The organism is Marinibacterium sp. SX1, from assembly GCF_050389775.1.
Lineage (GTDB): Bacteria > Pseudomonadota > Alphaproteobacteria > Rhodobacterales > Rhodobacteraceae > Marinibacterium.
This window is the reverse complement of record NZ_CP177149.1, coordinates 101,402-124,955: the sequence shown is the minus strand read 5'-3', so window position 1 is coordinate 124,955 and position 23,554 is coordinate 101,402. Positions and strand designations below refer to the sequence as shown.

Sequence of the window (23,554 nt, the reverse complement as noted above, 5' to 3'; positions counted from 1 at the left end):
TCAACTCTCATTCTTTTGCCACCGCGGGGCGCGGTCTTTTTCGACCAGAACGGCGCGCACACCCTCGATGAAGTCGGGATGCCGAAGCTGTTTGCAGGCCATGCCGAATTCCCGTTCAAGCCCAAATTCCAGATCCTGCCCTGCGCCGCCCGTGACCACGTCCAATGCAAGTTCGAGACTGCTTGGCGAGGCGCAGTTGAGCTGGGCGAGCTGCGCCGCGCCCCACGGCCCGGCAACGTTGAGAGCCGAGGTTATCTCGGTCAGTGTGGCCCCGGAAAAGGCACGTTCGATTTTCAACACCTCAAGGCCGGGGGACCAGCCTGGCGCGCTGTTCTGGCAGGAACCGAGCAGAGTATCCAGACTGGCGCCACCTCGAAGTAGGTTCTGCATCTCGGGGATATCGCCCGGCGCGAGCACGGACTGCACCAGACCGGCGGCGCGTGCATCCCCGGCGCCCAGCCGACCCGCTGTCATCCCCATCCAGACCCCCAGTCGATGCGGCATCCGCGACAAGAAGCGACTGGCGCCCACATCCGGAAACCAGCCAATCAAGCCTTCGGGCATCGCAAATTCGGCCCGCGTCGTCGCCAGGCAGGTTCCGTGAACCGACAATCCCAGCCCGCCGCCCATACAGATGCCGTCTACCAGTGCGACGACGGGTTTTGCGGACCGGCTGATCGCCAGATTTACCGCGTATTCCGTGCGAAAGAACGTTTCGGCAGCGGCGAAATCCCGGTCCAGTACGTGTTGCCGGATGCGCCGCATGTCGCCGCCTGCACAAAAAGCGCCTTCTACGTCGGAGCGCACGACAATGTTGACGATATCGGGGTCACTCTGCGCAGCGCTCAGGCCCTGCGCAAAGGTCGTCATCATCTCAGTCGTCAGGGCATTCCGCGCCTTCGGCCGTTGCAGAATCGCTTCGGCCGCCATGCCCTCTCTTCGCCATTCCAGATCCACCGCATCCGCCCTCATTATTCAGCAGTGCCAGTATCGGAACAGCGACAGGGCGGGACTACGCGAAAGACTGAGAGACGGTCCTGCAAAAATGCCCGGCATGGAGTCCCAAACCGCTTGGCCTTATTGTTCCTGCAACCACTCTCCCAGAAGGCGGATGGCGTCGCTTTTTTCGCCCTGCGGCTCCCAGACCAGATGATAAGTGTGCAGTCCACGATCGAGCGCGAAATCAATCGGGCATTCCAGGGCGCCAGATGCGAGTTCCTGGGCAACCAGCACGATCTGCGCCAGCGCGATCCCCTGGGAGTTGATCGCCATGTGATAGGCGACGGCCGAGCTTTCAAATGACATGAACTTGCACCGCGACGGGTCTTCTACGCCCGCTGCTTTTAGCCAGAGGTGCCAGTCATCCGGCCGGTGCGGCGTCGAGAGCAGTGGTTCCTTGGTGATCGCCTGAACGTTGTCTCGACATTTTTCGGCAATCTGGGGACTGCATACGGGCATCAACGTATTCGGGACAAGCGGGATCGAGCTAAACTCCGGCCAGCCTGCACCCAAACGGATTGCCGCGTCGTATTCCCCAAGGTTCGTCCAGAGTGACGACATCGAAAGGCGTACGTCAATTTCAGGATGTTCCGTTTGGAAGCGGGCCAGTTTGGGAATCAGCCAGCGTGTGGCAATTGTCGTGTAGGACCGCAGGCTGATGACGATCTTCGATGACTCCGCATCCAGATACTGGTTGGCCCGCCGCAGTTGATCGAACGCGGGTCGCAATTCTTCTGCGTATGTGTGGCCCTGAGCAGTAAGCGCGATGCCCCGGCCCACCCTTTTGGTCAAAGCGACGCCGAAGTGTTCCTCCAACAGCTTGACCTGCCGACTGACCGCGCCAGCCGTCACGCAAAGCTCGTCTGCCGCCGCATTGACGCTGAGAGTCCGGGACAGGGTCTCAAACGCTTGTTGTGCGGTCAGGGAGGGAAGGCGAGTCATGGCCCAACAATAGTTTACCAAAAATCAAGATTTGTCAAAAAATTAATCGATTGTCCTGTCGCAGGCGCCCTCCTAGCCTTGAAGCCAGAGAGTTTGGGAGGAATCCAGGTGATCAGCGATACGCTGAAGGGCCTTGTCGTGCTGGATTTCGGGCAGCTGATTGCGGCGCCCGTCTGTAGCATGTGGCTGGCCGATCTCGGGGCGACCGTCGTCAAGGTCGAACCGCCACAGGGTGAGCTGGCACGGCATATGGGTCCCCCATCCGTGAAGGGTGAGAGCTTTGTCCTTCTTTCGTCCAATCGGAACAAGCTGGGTTTGACGCTCGACCTCAAACATGCGGACGCGCCGGCCCTTCTGCAACGCATGGTGAAAAGCACTGACGTGGTCGTGCAGAATTTCCGGCCCGGTGTCGCTGAGCGACTGGGCCTTGGATGGGAAGATCTGAGTCAGATCAATCCAGATCTCGTCTACTGCGCGATCTCGGCCTATGGGCAGGACAACGCCTGGCGGCTGCGGCCGGGCGTCGATGGGATCGTTCAGGCGTCCAGCGGCATGATGAGCACGATCCTCGGGCCGGACGGCCCTGGCAAGGTGCCGCTGCCGCTGGCGGACATGACCGCTGCGATGTTCTCTGTCATCTCAATCCTCTCTGCCCTGCGGCGGCGCGATGCCGGCATGGGGGGCAGCTTCCTCGATATCGACCTGTTCAATGGCATGATGATGCTCCAGCAGCTCAACCTGTCGGCCTGGTTGACGAATGGGGATCTGCCGACGCCCTCGGGCAGCGCCGCGAGCTACGCCGCGCCGAACGAAACCTTTCCGACGCTCAATGGCTGGATCATGGTCGCCGCCTACCAGCCGACGCGCTGGCGCGCCTTCTGCGACGTGCTTGAGGCGCCGCAGGTCCATGATGACCCACGTTTTGCGGCCAATGCCGACAGGGTCGCCAACCGTGCCGCCCTGCACGAGGTGCTGAACCCGATCCTGGCAACCCGCAGCTCCGAAGACTGGACCAACCGGTTTTTGGCCCGTGACGTTATGGCGGCGCCGGTCGCAACCTATGCCGATGTGACTGCATCCGAAGGCTACCGGGCCGACAGGGTGGAAGTCAGCGCCCGCCATCCCGTTGCCGGAGAGGTCCGCACCCCCGGCTGGGCCTTCGAGACCAGCGCCCCCAATCAGGCGGCGGCACCGGAACTGGGACAGCACAGCCGAGAGGCGATGGCGCTGATGCGGTTCACACAAGAGGAAATTGACAGCCTGATACGCTCGGGCGTGGTGATCGAAGGGAGGAGCGGATGACAGGGTTCATCGAGACCGAAATCGACGCGGGCGTAGCGACACTGCGCTTCAACAGCCCGGAGGACCGGAACGCACTCAGCAAACTTGATCAATGCATAGACATTGCCGATGCGCTGGCTGCGGTAAATGCCGACCGGTCCGTAAAGGTTGCGATCCTGACGGGCAACGGCGCGTCTTTCTGCGCTGGCGGCAATATCAAGGATATGAAGGCCAAGACCGGCTTCATGGCCGGATCGCCCGCCGAGATGGCCGAGGGATACCGCAACGGCCTACACCGCATTCCGCTGGCATTCGAGGCGCTGGAGGTTCCCATCATCGCCGCCGTCAACGGTCATGCCATGGGCGCGGGGCTCGATATCGCATGCATGTGCGACATGCGGATCGCCTCGGAAAAGGCGGTGTTTTCGGAGGTATTCGTCCGGCTGGGCATCATCTCCGGAATCGGCGGCGCGTGGTTCCTCCCGCGGGTCCTCGGCCCCGCGCGCGCCGCCGAACTTGCCTTTTCGGGCCGCATCCTCGATGCCAACACCGCGCGGGATTGGGGGCTGGTGTCCGAGGTCACGGCCCCCGAAGCGCTGCTGCCCAGGGTCGAAGAAATCGCCCGGGACATGGCCCGGCATTCCGGAGTTGCACTGCGCTATTACAAACGGCTGCTGAAGATGGGTGCGCAACAGGATCTGCGCGGCGCCCTCGATGCGACGGCGGCACTGCAGGCGCTGGCCCATACAACCCCGGAACATGAAACCGCAGTCGACCGGATGCTCGACAGCATGGCGCGGAAGGCGACGCTCTCATGATCCAGAGCCTCGCCCTTCTCCGCCGGATCGAACGCGTCGCCGTGATGATCGGCTGCCTGTTTCTTTTTGCGCTGATGATCATCGTCACGGCCGATGTCTTCCTGCGCTATTTCCTGCATCGCCCCTTCGTCTGGACGCATGACGTGGTCACACTCTACGTGATGCCCGCGATTTTCTTCCTGATCCTCTCCGACAGCATGAGTGCAGGGGCACAGGTGCGGGTCGATATCCTGCGCGACCATTTCCCACCGTTCTTGAGGGCGCTGGCCGATGCCATCGGCTATCTCGGCGCCGCTGTGGGCTTTGTCCTGATCGGGCTGGGTGGCTGGCGCCAGTTCCTGGAAGCCATCGAGCAGAACGAAGTGGTCGCCGGGTCGATACCCTGGCAGGTCTGGCCGTCTTTCCTGCTGGTCGCGGTCGGCAGTCTGATGCTGGTCGTGCGTCTTGTGATCGCCACGGTCGAAGGCTTCCGCAACCCTCCTGCAACCGGCAACACCCCCACGGAGGAGATCGAATGACCGCCACCCTCGTTCTGATCGGGCTACTCGCCCTTCTTGCCCTCGGGGTGCCGGTCGGATTTGCGATGCTCATCACTGGTTCCGTCGGCCTCTATGCGCTTGTCGGCTTCGACGCGCTTCAGGGTGTGTTGGACTCGAGTCCACTCAGCGTCGCCAGCGCCTTCGAATTCCTGACGATCCCGCTGTTCCTGCTGATGGCCGAATTCGTGCTGCGCAGTGGCAAGGTCGATGACCTGTTTCGTGCCACAGCCGCCTGGGTCGGTGAACTGCGCGGCGGGCTGGGCATGGCCACCGCCATGGCCGGTGCCGGTTTCGGCGCTATTTGCGGCACGTCCACCGCCTCCGCCGCCACGCTTTCCGCCACGAGCCTGCCGGCGATGATCCGTCAGGGCTATCACCCGTCTTTCGCTGCCGGTGTCGTGGCCATTTCGGGCACGCTGGCCATGCTGATCCCGCCCAGCGTGGCGATGATCGTCTATGGCCTGCTGGCCAATGTCGATATCGGCAAGTTGCTGATCGCCGGTATTCTGCCCGGCCTGCTGGTCATGGGGACGATCATCGCAACCGTCTATATCCTTGCCACCCGGCATCCGGAGCACGCCCCCTCCGTCGGGCATGTGAGCTGGTCGGAGAAATTCTCCATGCTGCGCTCAGTCCTGCCGATTCTGATCCTCTTCGGTGTGGTCACCAGCGTGATCTACCTTGGCGTCGCCACCCCGACAGAGGCGGCGGCGGTGGGCGCCTCGGGTGCGTTCCTGCTGATGGCCTCTTGCGGAAAACTGACCCGCGCCAATCTTCTGGAGGCTCTGAACCGCGCCGCACATGGCAGCGCGATGATCATCGTCATCCTGATCGGCGCCACCGTCTTTGGATATTTCTTCGCGCTTACCCAGGTGACGCAGAACCTCGTCGGATGGGTTGGAAACCTCGACGCTGCCCCGTGGGTGATCCTGGTTTGCGTGCTCTTCGGCTACATCGTTCTTGGCGCCTTCCTCGATCAGATTGCCATCCTGGTTCTGACGGTGCCAATGGTCGTGCCGCTTATGGCCTCGCTCGACTACGACCTGATCTGGTTCGGCGTTCTGGTCATCGTCACCGCCGAACTGGGCATGGTCACCCCGCCGGTCGGGCTGAACTGCTTCATCGTCGCCCGCTATGCCGCCCGCCCGCTGGGCGAGGTGTTCCGCGGTGTCGCCCCGCATTTCTTCGCACATGTCATCGCCATCGCTCTGCTGGCGCTGCTGCCCCAGATCACACTCTTTTTGCCGAGCCTGATGAAATGAACGAACCTTTAGGGAGGACCCAATCATGAAACTTTCAAATCTCGCGGCCGCCGCACTCTGCCTGGCCGGCACGACCGTCTCGGCGCAGGAGGTCACGCTGCGCATGGGAGATTCACTGCCCGTCGGGCATGTGATCGCTGAAACGGCGACGCAGCCCTGGATCGACCTCGTCACCTCTAAGTTGGACGGGAGGCTCAAGATCGACTATTTCCCGTCCCAACAGATTGGCAAGGCGAAGGATTTCCTTAAGCTTACACAGTCCGGTCTTGTCGACATCGGCTATATCGGTCCCGCCTACATTGCCGAGAAGATGCCGCTTTCCGCCGTGGCCGAACTGCCCGGTGCGTCAAAGACCTCCTGCGAAGTAATGCGCAGCTACTGGTCACTGGTCAAGGAGGGCGGCTGGCTGTTCGAGAACGAATACGAACCGAACGGCATCCGTCCGCTCTTCGTCGTTGCCCTGCCGCCCTACCAGCTTATCCTCGGCAATGACGACGTGTCCTCGGTTGAAAGCCTCAAGGGTACGAAGATCCGTGCCGCCGGCGGCGCGCAAAGCCTGACGCTGGAAGAACTGGGCATGGTCCCGGTCCGTATGGCCCCGCCCGAAATCTACGATGCCATGTCCCGTGGCACGGTGGATGGCGCCCTTCTCGCCTATATCAGCGTCGACAGCTACAAGCTGACCCCGATCACCAGGATGGTGTCGAATGGCCAGAATTTCGGGACCGTCGTGGTCGCCTATTCCATCAACGAAAAGAAATGGCAGTCTCTTCCCGACGATATGAAGACCATCCTCAGGGAAGCGGGCGATGAGATGACCGAAACCGCCTGCAAGGGCTTCGACGACAAGGAAGCAGCGGCGGCTCAAGACCTTCTGACTTCCGGCATCGCCTTCGCAGCTCTGAACGAGGCGGATTCCGCTGCGCTTCAGGGCGCGAACGACAAGATCGCAAAGGACTGGGCCAAGGCGCTAGACGACCGCGGCTTGCCCGGCAGCGAGGCGCTGGAACAGTTCGGCGCGGCGCTGGAGGCCGCTCGGAGCGGGGCTACCAACTGAGGTTCCAGAACAGACGACATCGAAAGGCGGCCGGATTTCACCGGCCGTTTTTTTTTGGCCCCCGTCCCCCGCGGCCGATCTAGACGATCGGGGTAAAACCATGGGGCTGGGTTGCGAACAGACTGGGGCGCTCCCGGGTTTCCGCAGCCCAGACGCTAAGCCGGGGACAGCGCGCGCGCCAATCGTGCGGATAGCGGAAATCGACGTATTGCAGCGCCACCGCCATGTCGATCTCGCCAAGCCCGAAGCTGTCGCAGGTCGGCCATTTTCCCTGGGCGAGACTAGCCTCTTCATGTGCCAGAACGCGCGAGATACGCGCCTCCTGCCGTTCGATCCTGTCTGTGCATTGCTGGGCCGACGGCCGGCGACCTTCGAGAAGCCGCTCGACCGTGGCGTCGATCAGCACCTGCGCCGAAACCTGACGGCGGCGCGTCATCAGAACCGCGTGAGGGTTTGCGGGTGTCAGCCGCCTCTCGGGCTCTGCGAGCCGGTCGAGATAGTCGACCACCAAAAGCGACTCGGTCAGAGTTCCGCCATCCGGGCAGATCAGGATCGGAATTTTTCCGACCGGATCTGCCGTGCCGTGCCAGATCTCGTCGGTCCAGACATCGACTCTTTCGAACGGCATCTCGCGCCCAGTTTCGGAAAGATAGACCCGAACCTTGCGCACATATGGCGAAAGGTCGGAACCGATCAGGCGCATCGACCCGCCCGCAGGCGCGTCATGGCCGCGCTCGCTGAGCCCATTCACTGGAAAATCCTGTCAGGCAGCCAAAGGGCGATCTTGTGCTGGTGAATCAGCAGGGCCGTCATGGCTAGCAAGGTTACGAGAAAGGGGATCACGCCCCGGAACACGTCGCCAATGGATCCTTCGCCGCGAACCGCCTGGATCACGTAAAGCACCATCCCGACCGGCGGGCTGATCAGCGCGATCTCGCACATCATAACCATGAAGACACCGAACCACACGGGGTCCACTCCCAGGGCCAGAACGGCCGGAAAGATCAGCGGCAGGGTGCCCACCAGCATCGGCAGGGTCTCGAAAAACATGCCCATGATGAGGTAGAATACCAGCAGGATGTAGAGGAACTGCACCGGGGTCACATCCAGCCCGCTGACGAACTGGGTGATCGCGGCAGTTACGCCCAGAAGGCCAAGAACAAAGTTGAGAGCGAAAGCCCCCGAGAGGATCAGCATCATCAACCCGGTCAGCGAGACGGTCGAGACGAAGGCTTCGTGAAGCATGGGGATGCTGAGTTTGCCGTGTCCTGCCGCGATCGCCATCGCGACCACCACGGCCAACGCCGCCGCTTCCGTCGATGTTGCCCAGCCGGAATAGATCGACCCCATTACGGTCGCGAAGATGATGCAGGAGGGGACGAGGTCCTTGAGACGGGCCAGTCTTTGAGAGAGCGGCGCTCGTCCGGTTTCCTTGGGAGCGATCGAGGGACGCCAGAGGGTGAGAGCCACGATCGTCAGTGAAAACGCCACGGCCAGCGCCAGACCGGGCACCACGCCTGCTGCATAGAGTCGGGCAATGGACGTGTTGGTGAGCACACCGAAGAGGATGAAGGCGATCCCAGGCGGGATCAGGTTGCCAAGCGAGCCGCCCGCCGCGATGGAGCCCAGCACATACCTCGCATCATAGTTCCTTTCCCGGAATGTCGGCAGGGATACTTTGGATACGGTGGCGGCGGTCGCGAGCGCCGAGCCGGACACAGTGGCGAACATGGCCGAAGCGGCGATATTGGTGTGCAGCAGTCCGCCGGGGATCGGGTTCAGCCAGTCTGCCAAAGAGCGGTACATGCGACCTGTCGCGCCACATCTGACCAGAATTTCGCCCAGCAGGATGAAGAGTGGCAACTGCAACAGCACGCTGTCATTCATCGACCCTAGGAACACGACAACCATCGCATTGGTGCCGGGCGCTCCGAGATAAAGGAAGGCACCCAGAAAGCCCATGCCGAACATGACCACCCCGATGTGAAGGCCAAGCGCCATCAGACCCAGCATAAGGCCAAACCCCACAGCGATGAGAGGAAGGTCTATCATGACATGTTGTCCTTGCGATCGGTCTCGTCGGCGTCCGGTTTCGAGGAGGTTCCTTCCGGCCCGTAGCTACTGTTGAGTTCTTCGCGGTCGGTCACGAAGAGATGGACGGAATGGGCCGCCATTATCGTGGCGCCGAGGGCAAAGAAGATCATGCCGACCAGCCAGGCGGAACGAGGTATCCAGAGTGACACCTGCATCGGCGTCGCCGAACGCTGGCCAGATTCAAAGATACCCAGTACCTCGATCCCGCCCCGTATCACGCAAAAGATCGCGACACCCGCCACAAGAAGCGCGGCCAGCAGGTTGACCCCTGCTTTCATCCGCTTGCCCATCGCACCGAACAGCAGCGCAACACGCATATGCGCGTGGCGGCTCAGCGCGTAGGCAAAGCCGACCGAGCTGACGGTCGCCATGATATAGGCTCCGACCTCGTCGACCCCGCGGAAGGAAAAGTCGAAAAACTTCCGGCCCAGGATCTCGGCCACGGTGGCCAGCGCAATCGCCAGAAGGCCCCAGCCGCAGAGCACCGCCAGAAGCCGCGTCGCCTTGTCGAAACTTCGCAATATCGTTGTCATGTGTCCGTCTGTCCGGAAAGGGATCGTTGGCTTCCCGCGCAATGCGTATCGGCGGAAAGCCAGCATTCGCACGTGGATCAGGAGCCGCTGGCTGTCAGCCCCAACGCCGCGCCGATGGTGGCATTCCAGTCCTCGGTACAGCTGTCGCTGCCACACCTGTCTGCCCATCGCCGCAGCACGGTTTCCGTCAGGATTTTCTCGCGCAGGGCTTTGCTCTCGTCCGTCGGCACGACCATGACCAATGTGCCCGGCGTGCCCACGGTGCAAGTCCCCTGTCCGGTCATACAGGCGCGGCCTTCGCGGTCGTCCGAGATTGCCACATCCCACCAACTGTCCGCGAGGCCGTCGACGGTCTCCTGGATAAACGTTTGGGTCGGCGCATCCATCTTGTTCCAGGATGCCAGGCTGACCGCCGCGAAGGAGATCGTCACCCCGACCGGCATGTCGAGCATATGCGTCGTGACCTCGTGCCAACCTGCCTGATAGGCCGGCATCGCCCCGGTGATGGCGCAATCGACCGTTCCGCGCTGAAGCGCGGGCACGACCTCGCCGAAGGGCATCGTCACACCGGTTGCGCCGAGACCTTCGACAAAGTCACCCTGAGAGGCGCCCTGAACGCGGATCTTTCTGCCCGCGAGATCGGCGAGACTGTCGAAGGCGCCGTTGCAGTAGATCAGCTGCGTGGGCCAAGAGTAGAAACCCAGGATCCGGGCCTTGTAGTCCGCCTCGAACTTCTTCGATGCGATCGGGAAGTAGGCGTCCGTCGCCTTGCGGGCGTCCTCGACACTGCCGGCGACCCCTGCGATGTCAACGCCCTCGATCACCGCATCCTCTGCCACGTAGACCGCCAGCGCATGGGCGAAATCGAAAAGGCCCAGTTGCAGGAAGCGGATCACCTCGGTTCCGTTCAGACCCAGTTCGCTGACGGATTGCAGGGTGGCCGAGATTTTGCCGTTGCTGCGCTCTGGAACGATCTCGGTCCAGAGCGGATGCTCGACCGCCTTCCAGTTGTTCAGGTTCGACCAGGTTCCGACGACCTTGAAGGCCTGCTGTGGCAGATCCTGGGCCGCCGTGCCCGTCGCGAAAGCGGCGCAGAACATGGCTGGAGCCAGCGCCGTGGTAATTATCCGTTTCATGGTATCCTCCCTATGTTTACCGTTTTGTCCGACGTCGCGCCCGGTCTCCTCCTGGGCGCGTCGTGCAGACGGGTTATGAGGTATCAGCGCATGACGAAGGCGTTGGCAGGCGCCTCGCCGGCCATCGAGATCCAGACCGCCTTGGTTTCCAGAAACTCGTAGATCGCGTCCTTGCCGCATTCGCGGCCAATGCCCGAACGTTTCATGCCGCCGAATGGCATCATGAAACTCACCGCCCTGTAGGTGTTCACCCAGACCATCCCGGCCTTGATCGCCCGGGTCATCCGCAGGGACCGCGCAATGTCCGAGGTCCACACGCCCGCGGCGAGACCGAAGGATACGTCATTGGCGATACGCACGGCGTCGGCCTCGTCGTCGAAGCCGATGATCGATAGAATTGGGCCAAACACCTCTTCCTGCGCGATCCGCATATCGTTGGTCACGTCGGTGAAGATCGTCGGTTCGATGAAGTGATCGCCCTGCAGACCGTGCCCTGTCGCAGCTTTCCCCCCCAAGGCGCAATGCGCCCCGTCCGCCTTGGCAATCTCGATGTAGCGCAGCACCTTTTCGTACTGGGGCTTGTTGGCGATTGGGCCGACCTCGGTTTCGGGCAGCATCGGATCACCGATCCGTGCACTGCCGACACGCTCGACCAGCCGCTGGGTGAATTCCTCCCGGATGGAGTTCTGGACCACCAGCCGGGACCCTGCGATGCAGGACTGGCCATTGGCCGCGAAGATGCCAGATATCGCCCCGGCAACCGCAGCATCGAGGTTGCAGTCCTCGAAAACGATATTGGGCGACTTGCCGCCTAGTTCCAGCGAGACCCGTTTCAAATCCTGGCCGGCCCGCGCATAGATTTGCGCACCCGCCGCGTCCGAGCCGGTGAACGAGATCTTGGCAACGCCGGGATGTTCGACAAGCGCGGCACCCGCTTCGGGACCAAGCCCGGTGACCACGTTGAACACGCCGTCGGGAAACCCCGCCTCCTTGGCGAGGGCCGCGATCTCAAGACTGCTGGCGGATGTGAATTCCGAGGGCTTCAGAACCACCGAACAGCCCGCCGCAAGTGCCGGAGCGCATTTCAGCGACACGAAAAGCAGCGGCGAGTTCCAGGCGGTGATCGCACCGACCACCCCGGCCGGTTCGTATTGGGTGAACCCGAACATGTCGGGCTTGTCGATCGGCACGACGCCGCCTTCGACCTTGTCGGCCATGCCGCCGAAATACCACCACCAATTCGGTATATAGCGCAACTGTCCGTGCATCTCGGTGAACAGCTTGCCGTTGTCGCGCACTTCGATCCTGGCCAGCCGCTCGGCATTCTGTTCGATCAAATCGCCAAAGCGGCGCAGGACCTTGCCCCGATCGGTAGCGGTCATCGTCGCCCACGGCCCTTCCGACATGGCCCTTTGTGCTGCGCGCACCGCACGGTCGACGTCCGCGGCCGTTCCGCGCGGAACCTTCGACCAGGCAGTTCCCGTATACGGATTGACGCTTTCGATCCATTCGCCGTCTACCGGGTCAGCCCAGGCACCGTCTATGAAATGGCGATAGATTTCCAATTCCTGGCTCGAAGCCATTATCCTCACTCCCATGTCGTCGCTTGCGCGAGAACTTATCGGGTGTGCCTGAAGAGGAATATCGATTTTAAATTTGTCATTTATTGAGGTAAACTCAAGCATATTAATGCACCCAAGAAAAAAGGTCGGTGCAAGGCGCCGACCTTTCTCGAACCTGTCAATAAGCTAGCCCGTTCTAACGCCACGGGCACGCCGACTGACCAGCTTTGGGGCCGTCTGGATGCCCGCTGCCTCAAGCTCTGCGGCGATCCGTTCGCGCAAGACGTATTTCTTGATCTTGGTTCCGGACATCGGCCAGTCGTCGACAAAGCGGACATAGCGCGGCACCTTGAAGGTCGAGATGTCGTCCAGGCAGAAGTCGATCAGCTCCTCCTCCGTTACACTTTGTCCGGGCGCAAGCTGGACATACGCGGCGGGAACTTCGGAGTAATAGCCGTCGGGTGCGGCGACGACCGCGGCGATGCTTACCGCCGGGTGACGAAGTAAAAAGGACTCTATCTCGAGTGCGGCAACGTTTTCGCCGCCGACCTTCAGCATGTCCTTCAGCCTTCCCTTGTAGGTCAGCCGCCCCTCGGCATCCATCACGCCCAGATCGCCCGAGGAAAACCAGCCGTCAGCGTCAATCACCGCATCGGTTGCCGCCTTGTCCTTATAGTACCCGACAAAACGAGATGGGCCGCGGAACTGGATCTCCCCACGTTCGCCAGGCGGATTTGGCTGCCGCGTTTCCGCATCGACGATCCGGACCTCCATCTGCGGCAGAGGGAAGCCGCCGGTGGTCATGCGGATATCCTCGCTGTCCTCCAGCGTGGTCATCGAGACATGGCCCGTGCCTTCGGTCATCCCATAGTTGGCCATCTGCGTGGCCTGCGGCGTACGGGCCTGAAGCTTGCGCAACAAATCCTCGCCCCCGGTGTTCAGGATGCAGCGCAGATGCGACAGGTCTGCCTGCGGGAATTCGGGATGTTCGAGGATCCGCATCCACACGGTTTCGAATGTGGGCAGGCCGTGGGTGCATTTCTCCTCTGACAGGAGGCGTAGCGCGTCGGTGGCATCGAACTGGCCGGAATGGGCGAATTTCGCCCCCGCCACCAGGGCTGCGGTCATCGTCGCGAGGCCAGCGTTGTGGAACAGCGGCATCGGGCACCAGAAGGCACAGCTGTCATCGAGCATATATCGGGTGAAGGCGAGAGACCTGCCCTGCAACAGACAGCCGCGATGCGTGGTCATGCAGCCCTTGGGCATGGCCGACGTGCCGGACGTGTACATGAGATAGGCCAGATCGTCGGCTTTCAGGGTCGCATCCGCAACTTCCGGATCAGCATGGACCCAAAGCGTAAACCCTGCATCGTCGATCCAATCGATCCCCGATGGCAGATCATATGGCTCGGATCCGATCAAGAAGACCCGCCCCAGCAGCGGCGCGATCTTGCTTGAGGCCCGACCATCCGCGCCCGAAAGATCTGGCAGAGCCTTCAGCAATTCTTCAGGCCGGTCTGCAAAAGAGGTCCGGGCGTTAGTGACCAGCACCCGCAAATCCCCGTGGGTAATCACATGCCGCAGTTCGTCGGAACGGAAGCGGTCACTGATCGGCACGGCCACGCCGCCGCAGCGCATGGCACCGAACATGGCGGCAATCATGTCAATCGAGGGCGACAACCAGATGCCGACCATCTGGCCGTGGCCCACGCCACTGTCGCGAAAAACGCGGGCATAGGCATCGGCGCGGCGGTCAAGCTCGTCATAGCTGCACCGCTCCTGCGGAAAGACGATCTCGCTTGCTGCGAAACGCCGTGCGCCGTCGCGCAGCATGTCACCCAGGGTGTCGCCCCGGGCCCCCTGGTTCATGGCTTCGTTCATGACAACCTCCTCCGCCGGTCGGGCGATGTTCAATGTCCTCGGTAAATTGGGGGACGGCGTTCGGCGAAAGCGCGCAGGCCCTCCAGAAAGTCTGCACGCTTGGTATGGGTCGCAAAAACTTCAAGCTCCTGCGCAAGCGCCGCGTCGCGGGTTGTGTCTTTGGCCGAAAGCGTCATGCGCTTCATGTCGGCGACGGCCAGCGGGCTGAACTTGGCAATTGTCTCGGCCCAATTGCTGGCGGCTGCGGCCAGATCGGCGTGCGGCACAATGCGGTTCACCACGCCAAAGCTCTGCCACCACTCGACAGGTTTCGACTCTGCCATCAGGAAAAGCTCTGCCGCGACGTTTTGTGGCACCTTCCGGGGAAGCCGCGCCGCGGCGCCGCCACCGGGCAGGACGCCATAGCGCACATGGCCGTCGCCCATCGTGCTCCCTTCGGCGGCGATCACTAGATCGCAGGCCAGGACCAGCTCCAGCCCACCGGCGACCGCCACGCCATTGACCGCCGCGATGACGGGCTTGGAAAGGGTTTCCAGTCGGGAAAATGTCGCGCTGACACCGCGCACGAACCGCTCTAGCTCGTCGGGGTGCCCGGCCTCCAGATGGCTGCGGAACTCGGTCAGATCGCCACCGGCGCAAAAGGCGCGACCGGTCCCGGTGATGACCACGACGCGACAGCCGGGATCGGCCTCGATCCGGTCGAGCGCCTGTCGCAGCGCCTCCACCAGAGCAGCCGACAGCGCGTTGAGCTTGTCGGGACGGTTCAGAGTGATCCGGGCCACCGGGCCCTCTATGTCGAGAAGAAGAGGTGTCTCTGTCATGGGGTCCGCTTGCATCTGGAAAAGGGCCGGGGCCGGGACATCCGGCCTCGGACGAGGCGAGCGCAACGCGCCCGCCCGTTTTGAATCAGAAGCCGGTGACCGGGGTCACCTCGCCGGTGGCTGCATCGACCTTGTAGACTTTCGAGGCCTGCCCGGCGCGTTGCTCTTCCTTGCTGAAGGTGATGGGCGCGGTCAGCCCGCCGGTGTCGAACCCGTCGAGCCCGCGCAGCTTTTCGATGTAGCAGTCGCGTGTCAGATCGGCACCACACTGTCCCGCGGCCTCGGCAAAGATCAGCATCGAAGCATAGCTGGCAAAGGTATAACGGTTGATCTTTTCCGCCTCGGCATCGGTCAGGTATTTGCGCGCCTTCTCGATCACCGCCTGCCCGGCCGGTTCAGCGACGCCAGCCACATAGTCGCCGACATAGTAGGTGTAGCCGCCCGGTTTCTGCAGGTTGATCGAGGCCGGCATCAACTCGGTGTAGACATTGGTCGAAACCACTTCTAACCCGGCCTGCCGCATGGATTTAAACAGCGACGCCGTGCCGCTGACGATGGTGCCGTTGATGACAACATCCACACCCGCCTGTTTCAATTGCAGCGCCTCGGCGCCGAAATCAGTCTGGCCGCGCTTGAACTTCAGGCGCAGCCCGTCCTTCACACCATAATTTTCGATCGCATTGTCATAGGCGGCTTCGATGGTTTCGCCAAAGGCATCGTCCTGACGGATCACGCCATAGACGGCATCGCCCGGCTCTGCACTTTCGTGGATGTACTTCAGGGCCGCGTCGAAGGTCTCCGTATAACTGGCGCCCATGACAAAGACGCTGGGTCGTACCCGATCTTCATAGACCAGGTTGTTGGGCGCCCAGGACACGATGGCGGGGATATTTCCCTCTTCCAGAAGCGGCAGTATGGCCAGCACGTTGGCCGAGCCTGAGGTGCCGTTGAACGCAAAGACCTGATCCTGTTCGATCAGTTTCTTGGCAGCGGGAAAGGTCCGACCGGGCTGTGCCCCGTCGTCTTCGACAAACAGCACGACCTTGCGGCCGTTGATGCCTCCGTTTGCGTTGATTTCCTCCACCGCCAGACGCGTGCCGATGGTGTAGGCTTCCCCGACAGAGGCGACAGGCCCGCTAAGCGCCGAGATTTCTCCGATCCGGATTTCCGAATCGGTGACGCCGGTTTCCGCCAGCGCCGGGCCCGCGATCAACGCCGCGACAGCGGCAAGGGTGAATAGGACTTTCATTGGTAGTACTCCCTGGAATTGTTCAGATGCGCCAGTAACTCACGGCCCGGTGCCAGAGGCTGACCAGGCCGCCCGGCGCGGTACGAAGAAAGACGATGATGACGACGCCATAGGCGATGCCGCGCAGCTTGTAGACATTGCCGCCCAGCCCGCCGCCGGCCGATCCCGACAGGGCCGCGACCACATCCGGCAGAAGCGTGACAAAGAACGCCCCGATCACCGCGCCGGCAATCGACCCGATGCCGCCGATGATGATCATGGTGATCGCCTCGATGCTGAGGATCACGCCGAAGATCTCGGTGTTGACGAAGCGCACCTGCAGCGCCATCAGCCCGCCCGCGAGCCCGACGAACAACGACGAGACGAAGAAGGACATCAGCTTCCAGCGCGCCAGTTCGATTCCCATGACCTGGGCCGCCACCCCATGATCGCGCACCGCCATCCAGGCCCGTCCGACATGCGAGCGCAGCAGGTTCAGGCTGACCAGAATGGCCAGTACCGTCAGTCCGAGGACGAACCAGAACAGTTCCTTGTCATGGCCCAGATCCAGCGGCCCGAAATGCAGATCGGCCAGAAAGATGCCGCTCGTACCATGCGTCAGGTCATCGGCGTAAAGGATCAGATGCTCCGCGATCAGCGCAAAGGCCAGCGTGGTGATTGCCAGATAAAGCTCTCTCAGGCGCAGGGACGGGATGCCCACGATCAGGCTCATCAGTCCCGAAACCAGGCAGCCCAGAAAAAGCGCCACCGGGATCGGCAGGGCGAAATCGGCGATGGCGATGGAGGTCGCATAGGCTCCGACCAGCAGGAACCCGCTCTGCCCCAGCGACACCAGCCCGGTGGTGCCCGTCAGCATGTTCAGCCCGATAGCTCCGATGGAGGCGATCAGGCAGGTCGTCAGCAGCCCCAGCACGTAGCCGTTGACCGCAAAGGGCAAGAGGGCCACCAGCGCGATGGCCAACACTGCCGTCCAGCGGGCTCGGGGGGTGCCAAGGGCGATCAGCTGCGACGGGCGGGTGACAAGGGACGAAGCGGTCATGGTCAGACCCTTTCCACGCTGCGGCCGCCGAAGAGACCGTTGGGATTGATCATCAGGACGAAAATGATGACGACGAAACCGGCGATCTCGCGCAGGCCCTGGCCGATGTAGCCTTGGGCCAGGTTCTCGGTCAGGCCGATGATCACGCCACCGATGGCGCCGCCAATCGGGGCGTCGATGCCACCGAGGATCACAGCCGGGAAGGCATGGAAGCCATAGACCCAGAGTTCCGGGTTGAGCGTCGTCAGGCTGGCAAGGAAAAGGCCCGCGATAGCCGAGATAACACTACCCAGAACCCAGACAAAGCTGCGCACCTTGGGCACGTCGATCCCCATCAGCACCGCCGACCGTTCGTTGCTTGCCATGGCGCGGATGGCGATGCCGATGCGGGTGAAGCGCAGGATGGCAGCCACCAGGACAGAAGCGACGATCAGCGCGGCCAGCAGGTAGACCTGGACCATTTGCACCGACATGAAACCAATGTTCACGAACTCCGGCGACAGCACCTGCCCGAAATCCAGAGCCGCGGCGCCCCAGACAAGGATCGCCAAACCCCGAAGTACGAAGGCCAGACCAAGGGTCAGCATGACAATGGAGAACATCGGCGCATCGACCATCGGCCGCATGATGAACCGCTCGATCGCCCAGCCAAAGAAACCTGCCACCGGGATCAGCAGAAGGATCAGCGGGATCAGGCTCAGATCAAAACCCAGCCCCAGCGAATAGGCGACATAGGAGGTGATCATCATCATTTCGCCCTGGGCGAGGTTCAGCACCCCGGTCGCCTTGAAGATCAGCGCCAGGCTGATCCCAACCAGCCCATAGGCTGCCCCGACGAATAGCCCGTTTGCGGCGATCTGAAGAAAGAATTCCATGGCTCAGCCCTCCTGTGCCAGAACAAGGCGCTCGGCCACGCGAGCACGTCGCAGGCCATAGACCGGGGCCAGTTCGCCACGCTCCAGATCAAGCGGGCCGTCCAGCAGGTGATGGCCCGCGATGCGAACCGTGCCATCCAAGCCGGACAGACGTTGCGCGATGTCGGCGTCGATCAGCTCCCGCAACTCGGGACGGGCTACGAGACTGGCGAAGTCGGTGAAGGCTAACTTGCGTTCGGCGGCCCATCTGGCGGTGGTAACCGGGTCGATCTCGATCATCAGGGTCACCCCGTCCGGGCCGGGACAGGCCGCAGCCCGCCGGATCCAGCGGCTGTCGGTCAGCAGGCTTTCAAGCCCGCCCAGCCCGACCGGGTGCCCGTACCCGCCATGCCGGTCGGACTGCCGGTCGATCTGGCCCAGCCGCACGGCGGCGGCACAGCGCTGGTCGCCCGTCGCAATCCCGCCACGCGGACCGGTGGTGATGTGGATCTGGCCACCCTCGTCGGTGGTGACCGTGACACCGGGCAACGGCGCGTCCAGCAGGCTCTGCGGCTGTTGCGACATGTGGGTCAGGCCACCGGTTTCGGTCAGGCCGTATCCATAGTGCAACCGGATGCCGAGACGTTCGAGTATGCTGCGCGTCTCCTGATCGGGCAAGCCGCCCAGGCAGATTGCGCTGCTGTTCCGTGCCAGCCCCATGAACCGCCGCATCCCGGCCCCGAAAACCCGCCGCGCCCTGCCGGCCTGCGGGTCGCGCAACGCCCTGAGCCGCAGACGCGAAGGCAGCTTTGGCGACTGTTCAAGCCGGACGGTGAGTTGCGAGACCAACTCGGCCCAGCCGTTGGGGAAAAGCGCGACACTCTGCGGCTGAATTGTCTGCATCGCGGAGAAGAGACCCTGCTCTGCCTCTGCGAAAACCAGTTCCTCGCCTGTCATCAGGCTCAACGTCGCGGAACATTGCCGCGCCATGGCATTGGCCAAGGGAAGATAGGCCAGACAACACCCGTTCGGTCCGGCCTCGACCCCAGCAACGGCCCGTTTGCCCGCCGCAACCAGATCGGCGTGAGTCAGCGGGACTGTCCGCACCCGGCCGGTGACGCCACGCGTAAGGCAGAGAGCAGCGACCGCTTCAGGGTCAAGGGCATCTATTGCCTCAACCATCCCGGTCCGGTTGCCCTGCTCTGCTGCGGCAGCACGAAAGGCATCATAGGCGACCAGCCGGGGATCTGTGCAGGATTGCAGCCCCGCAGGTTCCCAGAAAACGATCCGGCGTAGGCCAGGCAGGCAGCCTGAGGCCTCGGCGGCCAGCACCTGATCCACCTGTTCATGGCCACAGCAGAAGACGACCGAGGGCGCGAGTGCGGCAAGGATCTCCAGCCGCTCGTCCGGCGCCATGTCGGGGTAAAGCCCGGCAGACCGGCCGCCGGCGATCTGAATGCCCATGTCGGCCATCAGCCATTCCGGGCCGTTGAAGGCAAAGACCAGCACCGTGTCACCCGGCACAACCCCGTCAGCCCGCAGGGCCAGAGCGGTCTCGACCGCGGCCTCGAAGTATCCGCGCAGGTCGGTCGCCTGCCAGACTCCGCGCCGCTTGCTGCGCAGCGCCGGTTTGCCCGGAGTCTTTCGCGCCGCGTCTCGCAGGATCTGCGGCAGTGTCCTGGGCGTTCCGCTTGCCATCACGCCCCCCTTTTCCGGCCCAGATAGGCCTCGATCACGTCACTGTTGCCCGAAATGGCCTCGGGATTGTCACAGGCGATCAGCCGCCCCTGATGCATCACCGCCACCCGGTCGGAAATATCCATGACGACGCCCATGTCGTGTTCGATCATCAGGACGGTCACGCCCATCTCGTCGCGCAGGTCGAGGACAAAGCGAGCAATGTCCTCGCGCTCTTCCTGGTTCATACCCGACACCATCTCGTCCAACAGAAGCAGCTGCGGAGAAGAGACCATGGCGCGCGCCAGCTCGACCCGTTTCTGCAACCCGTAGGCCAGCGTCCCGACGGGGGCATCGCGCACATCCTCAAGCCGCAGAAAGGCCAGTACATCCTCGACCCTCTGCCGTGCCTCGATTTCTTGCCGCCGCAGCCGCCCGCGATAGAACGCGGCCTCCAGAACTGTGCCGGTCAGCTGGTGGTGCAAACCAGTCAGCACGTTCGCTACCGTTGGCTCCGTATGAAAAAGCGCCAGGTTCTGGAAGGTGCGGGATACGCCCAGCTTGGCAAGGTCCGAGGTGCGGCAGCGGGTCAGCTCGCGCCCGCCGAACACAACGCGGCCCGCGCTGGCCTTCAGCACCGCGCTGATAACGTTGAACAGCGTTGTCTTGCCGGCACCATTCGGACCGATGACGCTGAAGATCTCGCCCTGCCGGACGCTGAAACTCACATCCTGAACCGCCTTCAGCCCACCGAAATGTTTCGAGACGCCTTCGACCTCCAGGACCGTGCTCATAGCTGGCCCCTCTTGCGGCGGTCATAGCGCTTGACGTCTCGCATGGAGCGACGCGCGCCATCTGAAGCGATCCCGAGATAAAGGCTCTGCACTTCATCACGCTGAGCCAGGTCTGCGGCGGCGCCGGACATCACGACGCGGCCGTTTTCCATGATGTAGGCGTGGCGGGCGACCTCCAGCGCAAGGCGCGCGTTCTGCTCGACCAGCAGCACGCCCAGCCCGGCGGCATCGCGCAGCGCGATCAGCGTGTCGAAGATCGTGTCGATAATCTGCGGGGCCAGCCCAAGCGAGGGCTCGTCCAGCATCAGCAGCCGGGGACGCGACACCATCGCGCGCGCGATGGCGACCATCTGCTGCTCTCCGCCCGAAAGATAGCCCGCCAGCTGTTTGCGCCGCTCCGCCACGCGGGGGAAAAGCGCATAGACCTCGTCCATCGCTTCAAGCAGCGCGGCCCGCTTTACGCTATAGCCTCCCATCTTGAGGTTTTCCTCGACGGTGAGATCCTGGAACAGACCCCGCCCCTCGGGCACATGGGCCGCTCCCAGTTCGACGATGCGATAAGCAGGCGCGGTGAGGATGGCCTCTCCTGCGATCTCGAGCGCGTCGCAACTGGTCGCCCCGTTTTCCCGCTTTAGGAGCCCGGAAAAGGCTTTGAGCGTGCTGGACTTGCCAGCTCCGTTGGCGCCGAGAAGGGCAACAATCTCGCTTGCGCGGACCTCGATGTTCAGGCCTTCGACGGCGAGGACGGCTTTGTTGTAGGTCACGCTCAGATTGCGGGCCGACAAAAGCAGCGCGCCATCCCGCGCGGCGTCGCCGTCCTGCATCCCTGCAGGGGTGGCTGCCACCATCGGACCCTGTTGAACGACCATAGCAGACACTGAATTCCCCTCCCAAGGACTGTGAACACAAGATTAAGTTCCGCTCTCAAACCGGGGTAGAAGCAGTTCCACCCGAGTGCTGTGCATTTTTGCCCGGACCCGGGCCCATTCCTGCATCGTTCCGGCGTCAGGCAGAAACACCGCCCGTTCCGCCCTGGCGCGCTCGATAATGAAGTCGATCACGCTGCGGATCAGCGGCGTCGCACGCCTGTCTTCATGGGTCTGGATGAAGAACGACCGCTGCAGCCGGAAATGTTCGGGCAGAACAACGAACAGATCGGTGAAATGATGCGCGACGAAGGCCGGCAGCACGCAGAGCCCATGCCCGGCCAGCGTTGCATGTACCTGGGCCAGAAGATTGGTGCTGCGCAGAGGAACGCCGAGGTTGGGCGCGACGGCGTCCAGATAATCCAGTTCGGGCGCGTAAAGGTCCCGCTCCACATAGCCGATGAAGCCGTGTCGCCCCAGATCCCGCGGGTCGCTGACCGGATGCCGTGCCAGGTAGTCGCGGCTGCCGTAGATCATCAGCGCGTAATCGGTCAGACGGCGGTAGACAAGGCGACTTTGCCGCGGCACCGGGATGGATATCGCAATATCCGCCTCTCCTGTAATCACGTCGAAGGATCGCGCCGTCGCGATCAGCTCGACCTCCAGTTCCTTGTTGGTCTCCAGAAGCTTGGGGATCTGCCGAGCGAGAAACAGCGATCCCAACCCGTCAGGCGCCCCGATACGGACCTTGCCCGACAGGGCGCCATGATCGCTGGCCGCCATTGTCACACCTTCGAAAAGTGCCGTCTCGATCCTGTCGCTGGCGGCCAGCAACCGCTCCCCCGCCGACGTCAGGCTGTAGCCAGCATTGGATCTCCGAAAGAGCTTGACGCCGATTTCCTGCTCCAGCCGCTTGATGCGGCGGGAGACGGTCGTGTGATCGGTGGTCAGCAAGTTGGCGGCGGCGGCCAGTGTTCCCGTACGGGCCACCGCAAGAAAGAACCGCAGATGGTCCCAGTTTACCCGCGTCCATGGCCCGCCGCCCAGCCCGCATTCCGGCTTTGTCATGATCTCCTCCCTGACCGCCTCTCCCGTTGGGTCAGTCATCAGGGTAGGCATGGACAAATGATCCAATCCAATAATTTATTGCCGGCCTATTAATCGAAGAATATTATCATTCTGACTGGGTCATGCCGGGCTCGCAGGAACAGGCAAGGAAGGACGGACCATGTTGGGGAACGTGAAGTTGCGACATTTCGAGGCTTTTCTGGCCCTGGCGGAGGACACGCATTTCGGGCGCGCGGCATCCACGCTCGGCATTGCCCAACCGGCGCTCAGTCACCAGATCCAGGCCCTGGAGCACATTCTCGGCGTGACGCTTTTCGAACGGACGAGGCGGTCGGTCGCCCTGAGTCCCGCCGGCGCGGCGCTGATCCCGGCGGCCCGCCGCGCGGTTGCCTCCGCCGAGCAAGCGGTGAACGATGCCCATCGCTATAGCCGGGGAGAAACCGGAACCATCGAGATCATGTACAGCGCCTCCATCGCCTATTCTGGCGTCCTGCAGGAAGCGATCGGCGGGTTTCGCGCGGCTTTGCCGGATGTCCGGCTGAACATACGCGAGGGGACGCTGGAACGACAGGTCACCGCCCTGCTCGAGAGCCGCGCCGACATCGGCTTCATGCGCCCCACCCTACCCCGCGGCGACGGTCTCGACAGCCATGTCATTCGGCGGGAGAAAATTCTGCTCCTCCTGCCAGCCGCGCATCCGCTGGCGCAGCGCGACACCGTGGATCTGGCCGACTGCCGCGACGAGACCTTCATCATTCCTGATCAGCCCCCGGAAGTCAGTTTTCACAGGCACACGCTGGAGCTTTGCAGCAACGCCGGGTTCGTCCCCCGGATCGGTCGAGAGGTTCGGGACTGGGTGACCATCACCAGTCTGGTCGCGCTTCGGATGGGCTTTGCCCTTGTGCCCGCATCGCTCACCTGCGTGGCTTTGCCTGGCGTGGCCTTTCGGGAGATCCGTGCCAACAACGTTCTGGCCGACATCGCGCTGGTGCATCGGAGCGGCGATCAGACGCCGCCCGTCTCGGCCTTTCTGCGCCATGTCCGCGCGCATTTCCACGACGCGGATTGGGTGTCGGACTGAC

General features: G+C 62.7%; 22 protein-coding genes. 6 read left to right on the top strand and 16 right to left on the bottom strand.

The window, feature by feature from the left end; all coding sequences use genetic code 11:
• Positions 1 to 930: an enoyl-CoA hydratase/isomerase family protein gene (locus ACK3BB_RS25680; RefSeq protein WP_428929570.1), complete on the bottom strand. Its 930-nt coding sequence runs from the start codon at positions 928 to 930 to the stop codon at positions 1 to 3.
• A gap of 147 nt (positions 931 to 1,077) precedes the next feature.
• A complete protein-coding gene (locus ACK3BB_RS25675; protein WP_428929569.1) occupies positions 1,078 to 1,941 on the bottom strand; it encodes a LysR substrate-binding domain-containing protein in 864 nt (287 codons plus the stop codon).
• 108 nt (positions 1,942 to 2,049) lie between these two features.
• Between ACK3BB_RS25675 and ACK3BB_RS25670 the strand changes: the two genes are divergently transcribed.
• Genes ACK3BB_RS25670 through dctP form a run of 5 tightly spaced genes read left to right on the top strand, consistent with a single transcriptional unit; the run spans position 2,050 to position 6,898 of the window.
• On the top strand, positions 2,050 to 3,243 hold the full coding sequence (locus ACK3BB_RS25670) for a CaiB/BaiF CoA transferase family protein (RefSeq protein WP_428929568.1): 1,194 nt from the start codon (positions 2,050 to 2,052) through the stop codon (positions 3,241 to 3,243).
• Entirely contained in the window at positions 3,240 to 4,040 is an 801-nt protein-coding gene (locus ACK3BB_RS25665) for an enoyl-CoA hydratase-related protein (protein WP_428929567.1), read from the top strand. Before ACK3BB_RS25670 ends, ACK3BB_RS25665 begins: the two co-directional genes overlap by 4 nt.
• On the top strand, positions 4,037 to 4,558 hold the full coding sequence (locus ACK3BB_RS25660; RefSeq protein ID WP_428929566.1) for a TRAP transporter small permease subunit: 522 nt from the start codon (positions 4,037 to 4,039) through the stop codon (positions 4,556 to 4,558). The genes ACK3BB_RS25665 and ACK3BB_RS25660 overlap by 4 nt, the downstream gene beginning before the upstream one ends.
• Positions 4,555 to 5,841 (top strand): TRAP transporter large permease, encoded by a 1,287-nt coding sequence (locus ACK3BB_RS25655; RefSeq protein ID WP_428929565.1) that lies wholly within the window; start codon positions 4,555 to 4,557, stop codon positions 5,839 to 5,841. Before ACK3BB_RS25660 ends, ACK3BB_RS25655 begins: the two co-directional genes overlap by 4 nt.
• A 25-nt stretch (positions 5,842 to 5,866) precedes the next feature.
• Entirely contained in the window at positions 5,867 to 6,898 is a 1,032-nt protein-coding gene (gene dctP / locus ACK3BB_RS25650; RefSeq protein ID WP_428929564.1) for a TRAP transporter substrate-binding protein DctP, read from the top strand.
• 79 nt (positions 6,899 to 6,977) lie between these two features.
• Here dctP and ACK3BB_RS25645 read toward each other — a convergent pair whose 3' ends face one another.
• From ACK3BB_RS25645 to ACK3BB_RS25580, 14 genes are all read right to left on the bottom strand, one after another.
• A complete protein-coding gene (locus ACK3BB_RS25645) occupies positions 6,978 to 7,649 on the bottom strand; it encodes a glutathione S-transferase N-terminal domain-containing protein (protein ID WP_428929563.1) in 672 nt (223 codons plus the stop codon).
• Positions 7,646 to 8,950, bottom strand: a complete 1,305-nt coding sequence (locus tag ACK3BB_RS25640; protein WP_428929562.1) for a TRAP transporter large permease — start codon at positions 8,948 to 8,950, stop codon at positions 7,646 to 7,648. The genes ACK3BB_RS25645 and ACK3BB_RS25640 overlap by 4 nt, the downstream gene beginning before the upstream one ends.
• Positions 8,947 to 9,525: a TRAP transporter small permease subunit gene (locus ACK3BB_RS25635; protein WP_428929561.1), complete on the bottom strand. Its 579-nt coding sequence runs from the start codon at positions 9,523 to 9,525 to the stop codon at positions 8,947 to 8,949. Before ACK3BB_RS25635 ends, ACK3BB_RS25640 begins: the two co-directional genes overlap by 4 nt.
• A gap of 77 nt (positions 9,526 to 9,602) precedes the next feature.
• Positions 9,603 to 10,661, bottom strand: a complete 1,059-nt coding sequence (locus tag ACK3BB_RS25630; protein WP_428929560.1) for a TRAP transporter substrate-binding protein — start codon at positions 10,659 to 10,661, stop codon at positions 9,603 to 9,605.
• Between the two features lie 83 nt (positions 10,662 to 10,744).
• Positions 10,745 to 12,244, bottom strand: a complete 1,500-nt coding sequence (locus tag ACK3BB_RS25625) for an aldehyde dehydrogenase (RefSeq protein WP_428929559.1) — start codon at positions 12,242 to 12,244, stop codon at positions 10,745 to 10,747.
• A 165-nt stretch (positions 12,245 to 12,409) separates the two neighbouring features.
• Positions 12,410 to 14,104 (bottom strand): class I adenylate-forming enzyme family protein, encoded by a 1,695-nt coding sequence (locus tag ACK3BB_RS25620; RefSeq protein WP_428929558.1) that lies wholly within the window; start codon positions 14,102 to 14,104, stop codon positions 12,410 to 12,412.
• A gap of 29 nt (positions 14,105 to 14,133) precedes the next feature.
• The gene (locus ACK3BB_RS25615; protein ID WP_428929557.1) at positions 14,134 to 14,925 is read right to left on the bottom strand and encodes an enoyl-CoA hydratase/isomerase family protein; all 792 of its coding nucleotides are present in this window, start codon (positions 14,923 to 14,925) and stop codon (positions 14,134 to 14,136) included.
• A gap of 85 nt (positions 14,926 to 15,010) precedes the next feature.
• On the bottom strand, positions 15,011 to 16,174 hold the full coding sequence (locus tag ACK3BB_RS25610) for an ABC transporter substrate-binding protein (RefSeq protein WP_428929556.1): 1,164 nt from the start codon (positions 16,172 to 16,174) through the stop codon (positions 15,011 to 15,013).
• A gap of 22 nt (positions 16,175 to 16,196) precedes the next feature.
• The gene (locus ACK3BB_RS25605; RefSeq protein WP_428929555.1) at positions 16,197 to 17,213 is read right to left on the bottom strand and encodes a branched-chain amino acid ABC transporter permease; all 1,017 of its coding nucleotides are present in this window, start codon (positions 17,211 to 17,213) and stop codon (positions 16,197 to 16,199) included.
• 2 nt (positions 17,214 to 17,215) lie between these two features.
• Positions 17,216 to 18,088 (bottom strand): branched-chain amino acid ABC transporter permease, encoded by an 873-nt coding sequence (locus ACK3BB_RS25600; RefSeq protein ID WP_428929554.1) that lies wholly within the window; start codon positions 18,086 to 18,088, stop codon positions 17,216 to 17,218.
• Positions 18,089 to 18,091: 3 nt separating this feature from the next.
• On the bottom strand, positions 18,092 to 19,765 hold the full coding sequence (locus ACK3BB_RS25595; RefSeq protein ID WP_428929553.1) for an AMP-binding protein: 1,674 nt from the start codon (positions 19,763 to 19,765) through the stop codon (positions 18,092 to 18,094).
• Complete coding sequence (locus ACK3BB_RS25590; protein WP_428929552.1) at positions 19,765 to 20,538, bottom strand: ABC transporter ATP-binding protein; 774 nt, start codon at positions 20,536 to 20,538, stop codon at positions 19,765 to 19,767. The genes ACK3BB_RS25595 and ACK3BB_RS25590 overlap by 1 nt, the downstream gene beginning before the upstream one ends.
• The gene (locus tag ACK3BB_RS25585) at positions 20,535 to 21,386 is read right to left on the bottom strand and encodes an ABC transporter ATP-binding protein (protein ID WP_428929551.1); all 852 of its coding nucleotides are present in this window, start codon (positions 21,384 to 21,386) and stop codon (positions 20,535 to 20,537) included. The genes ACK3BB_RS25590 and ACK3BB_RS25585 overlap by 4 nt, the downstream gene beginning before the upstream one ends.
• A gap of 63 nt (positions 21,387 to 21,449) precedes the next feature.
• Positions 21,450 to 22,472: a LysR family transcriptional regulator gene (locus ACK3BB_RS25580; protein ID WP_428929550.1), complete on the bottom strand. Its 1,023-nt coding sequence runs from the start codon at positions 22,470 to 22,472 to the stop codon at positions 21,450 to 21,452.
• Positions 22,473 to 22,632: 160 nt separating this feature from the next.
• On the opposite strand from ACK3BB_RS25580, the gene ACK3BB_RS25575 reads away from it, so the two are divergent.
• Complete coding sequence (locus ACK3BB_RS25575) at positions 22,633 to 23,553, top strand: LysR substrate-binding domain-containing protein (RefSeq protein ID WP_428929549.1); 921 nt, start codon at positions 22,633 to 22,635, stop codon at positions 23,551 to 23,553.
• Position 23,554 lies beyond the last annotated feature (1 nt).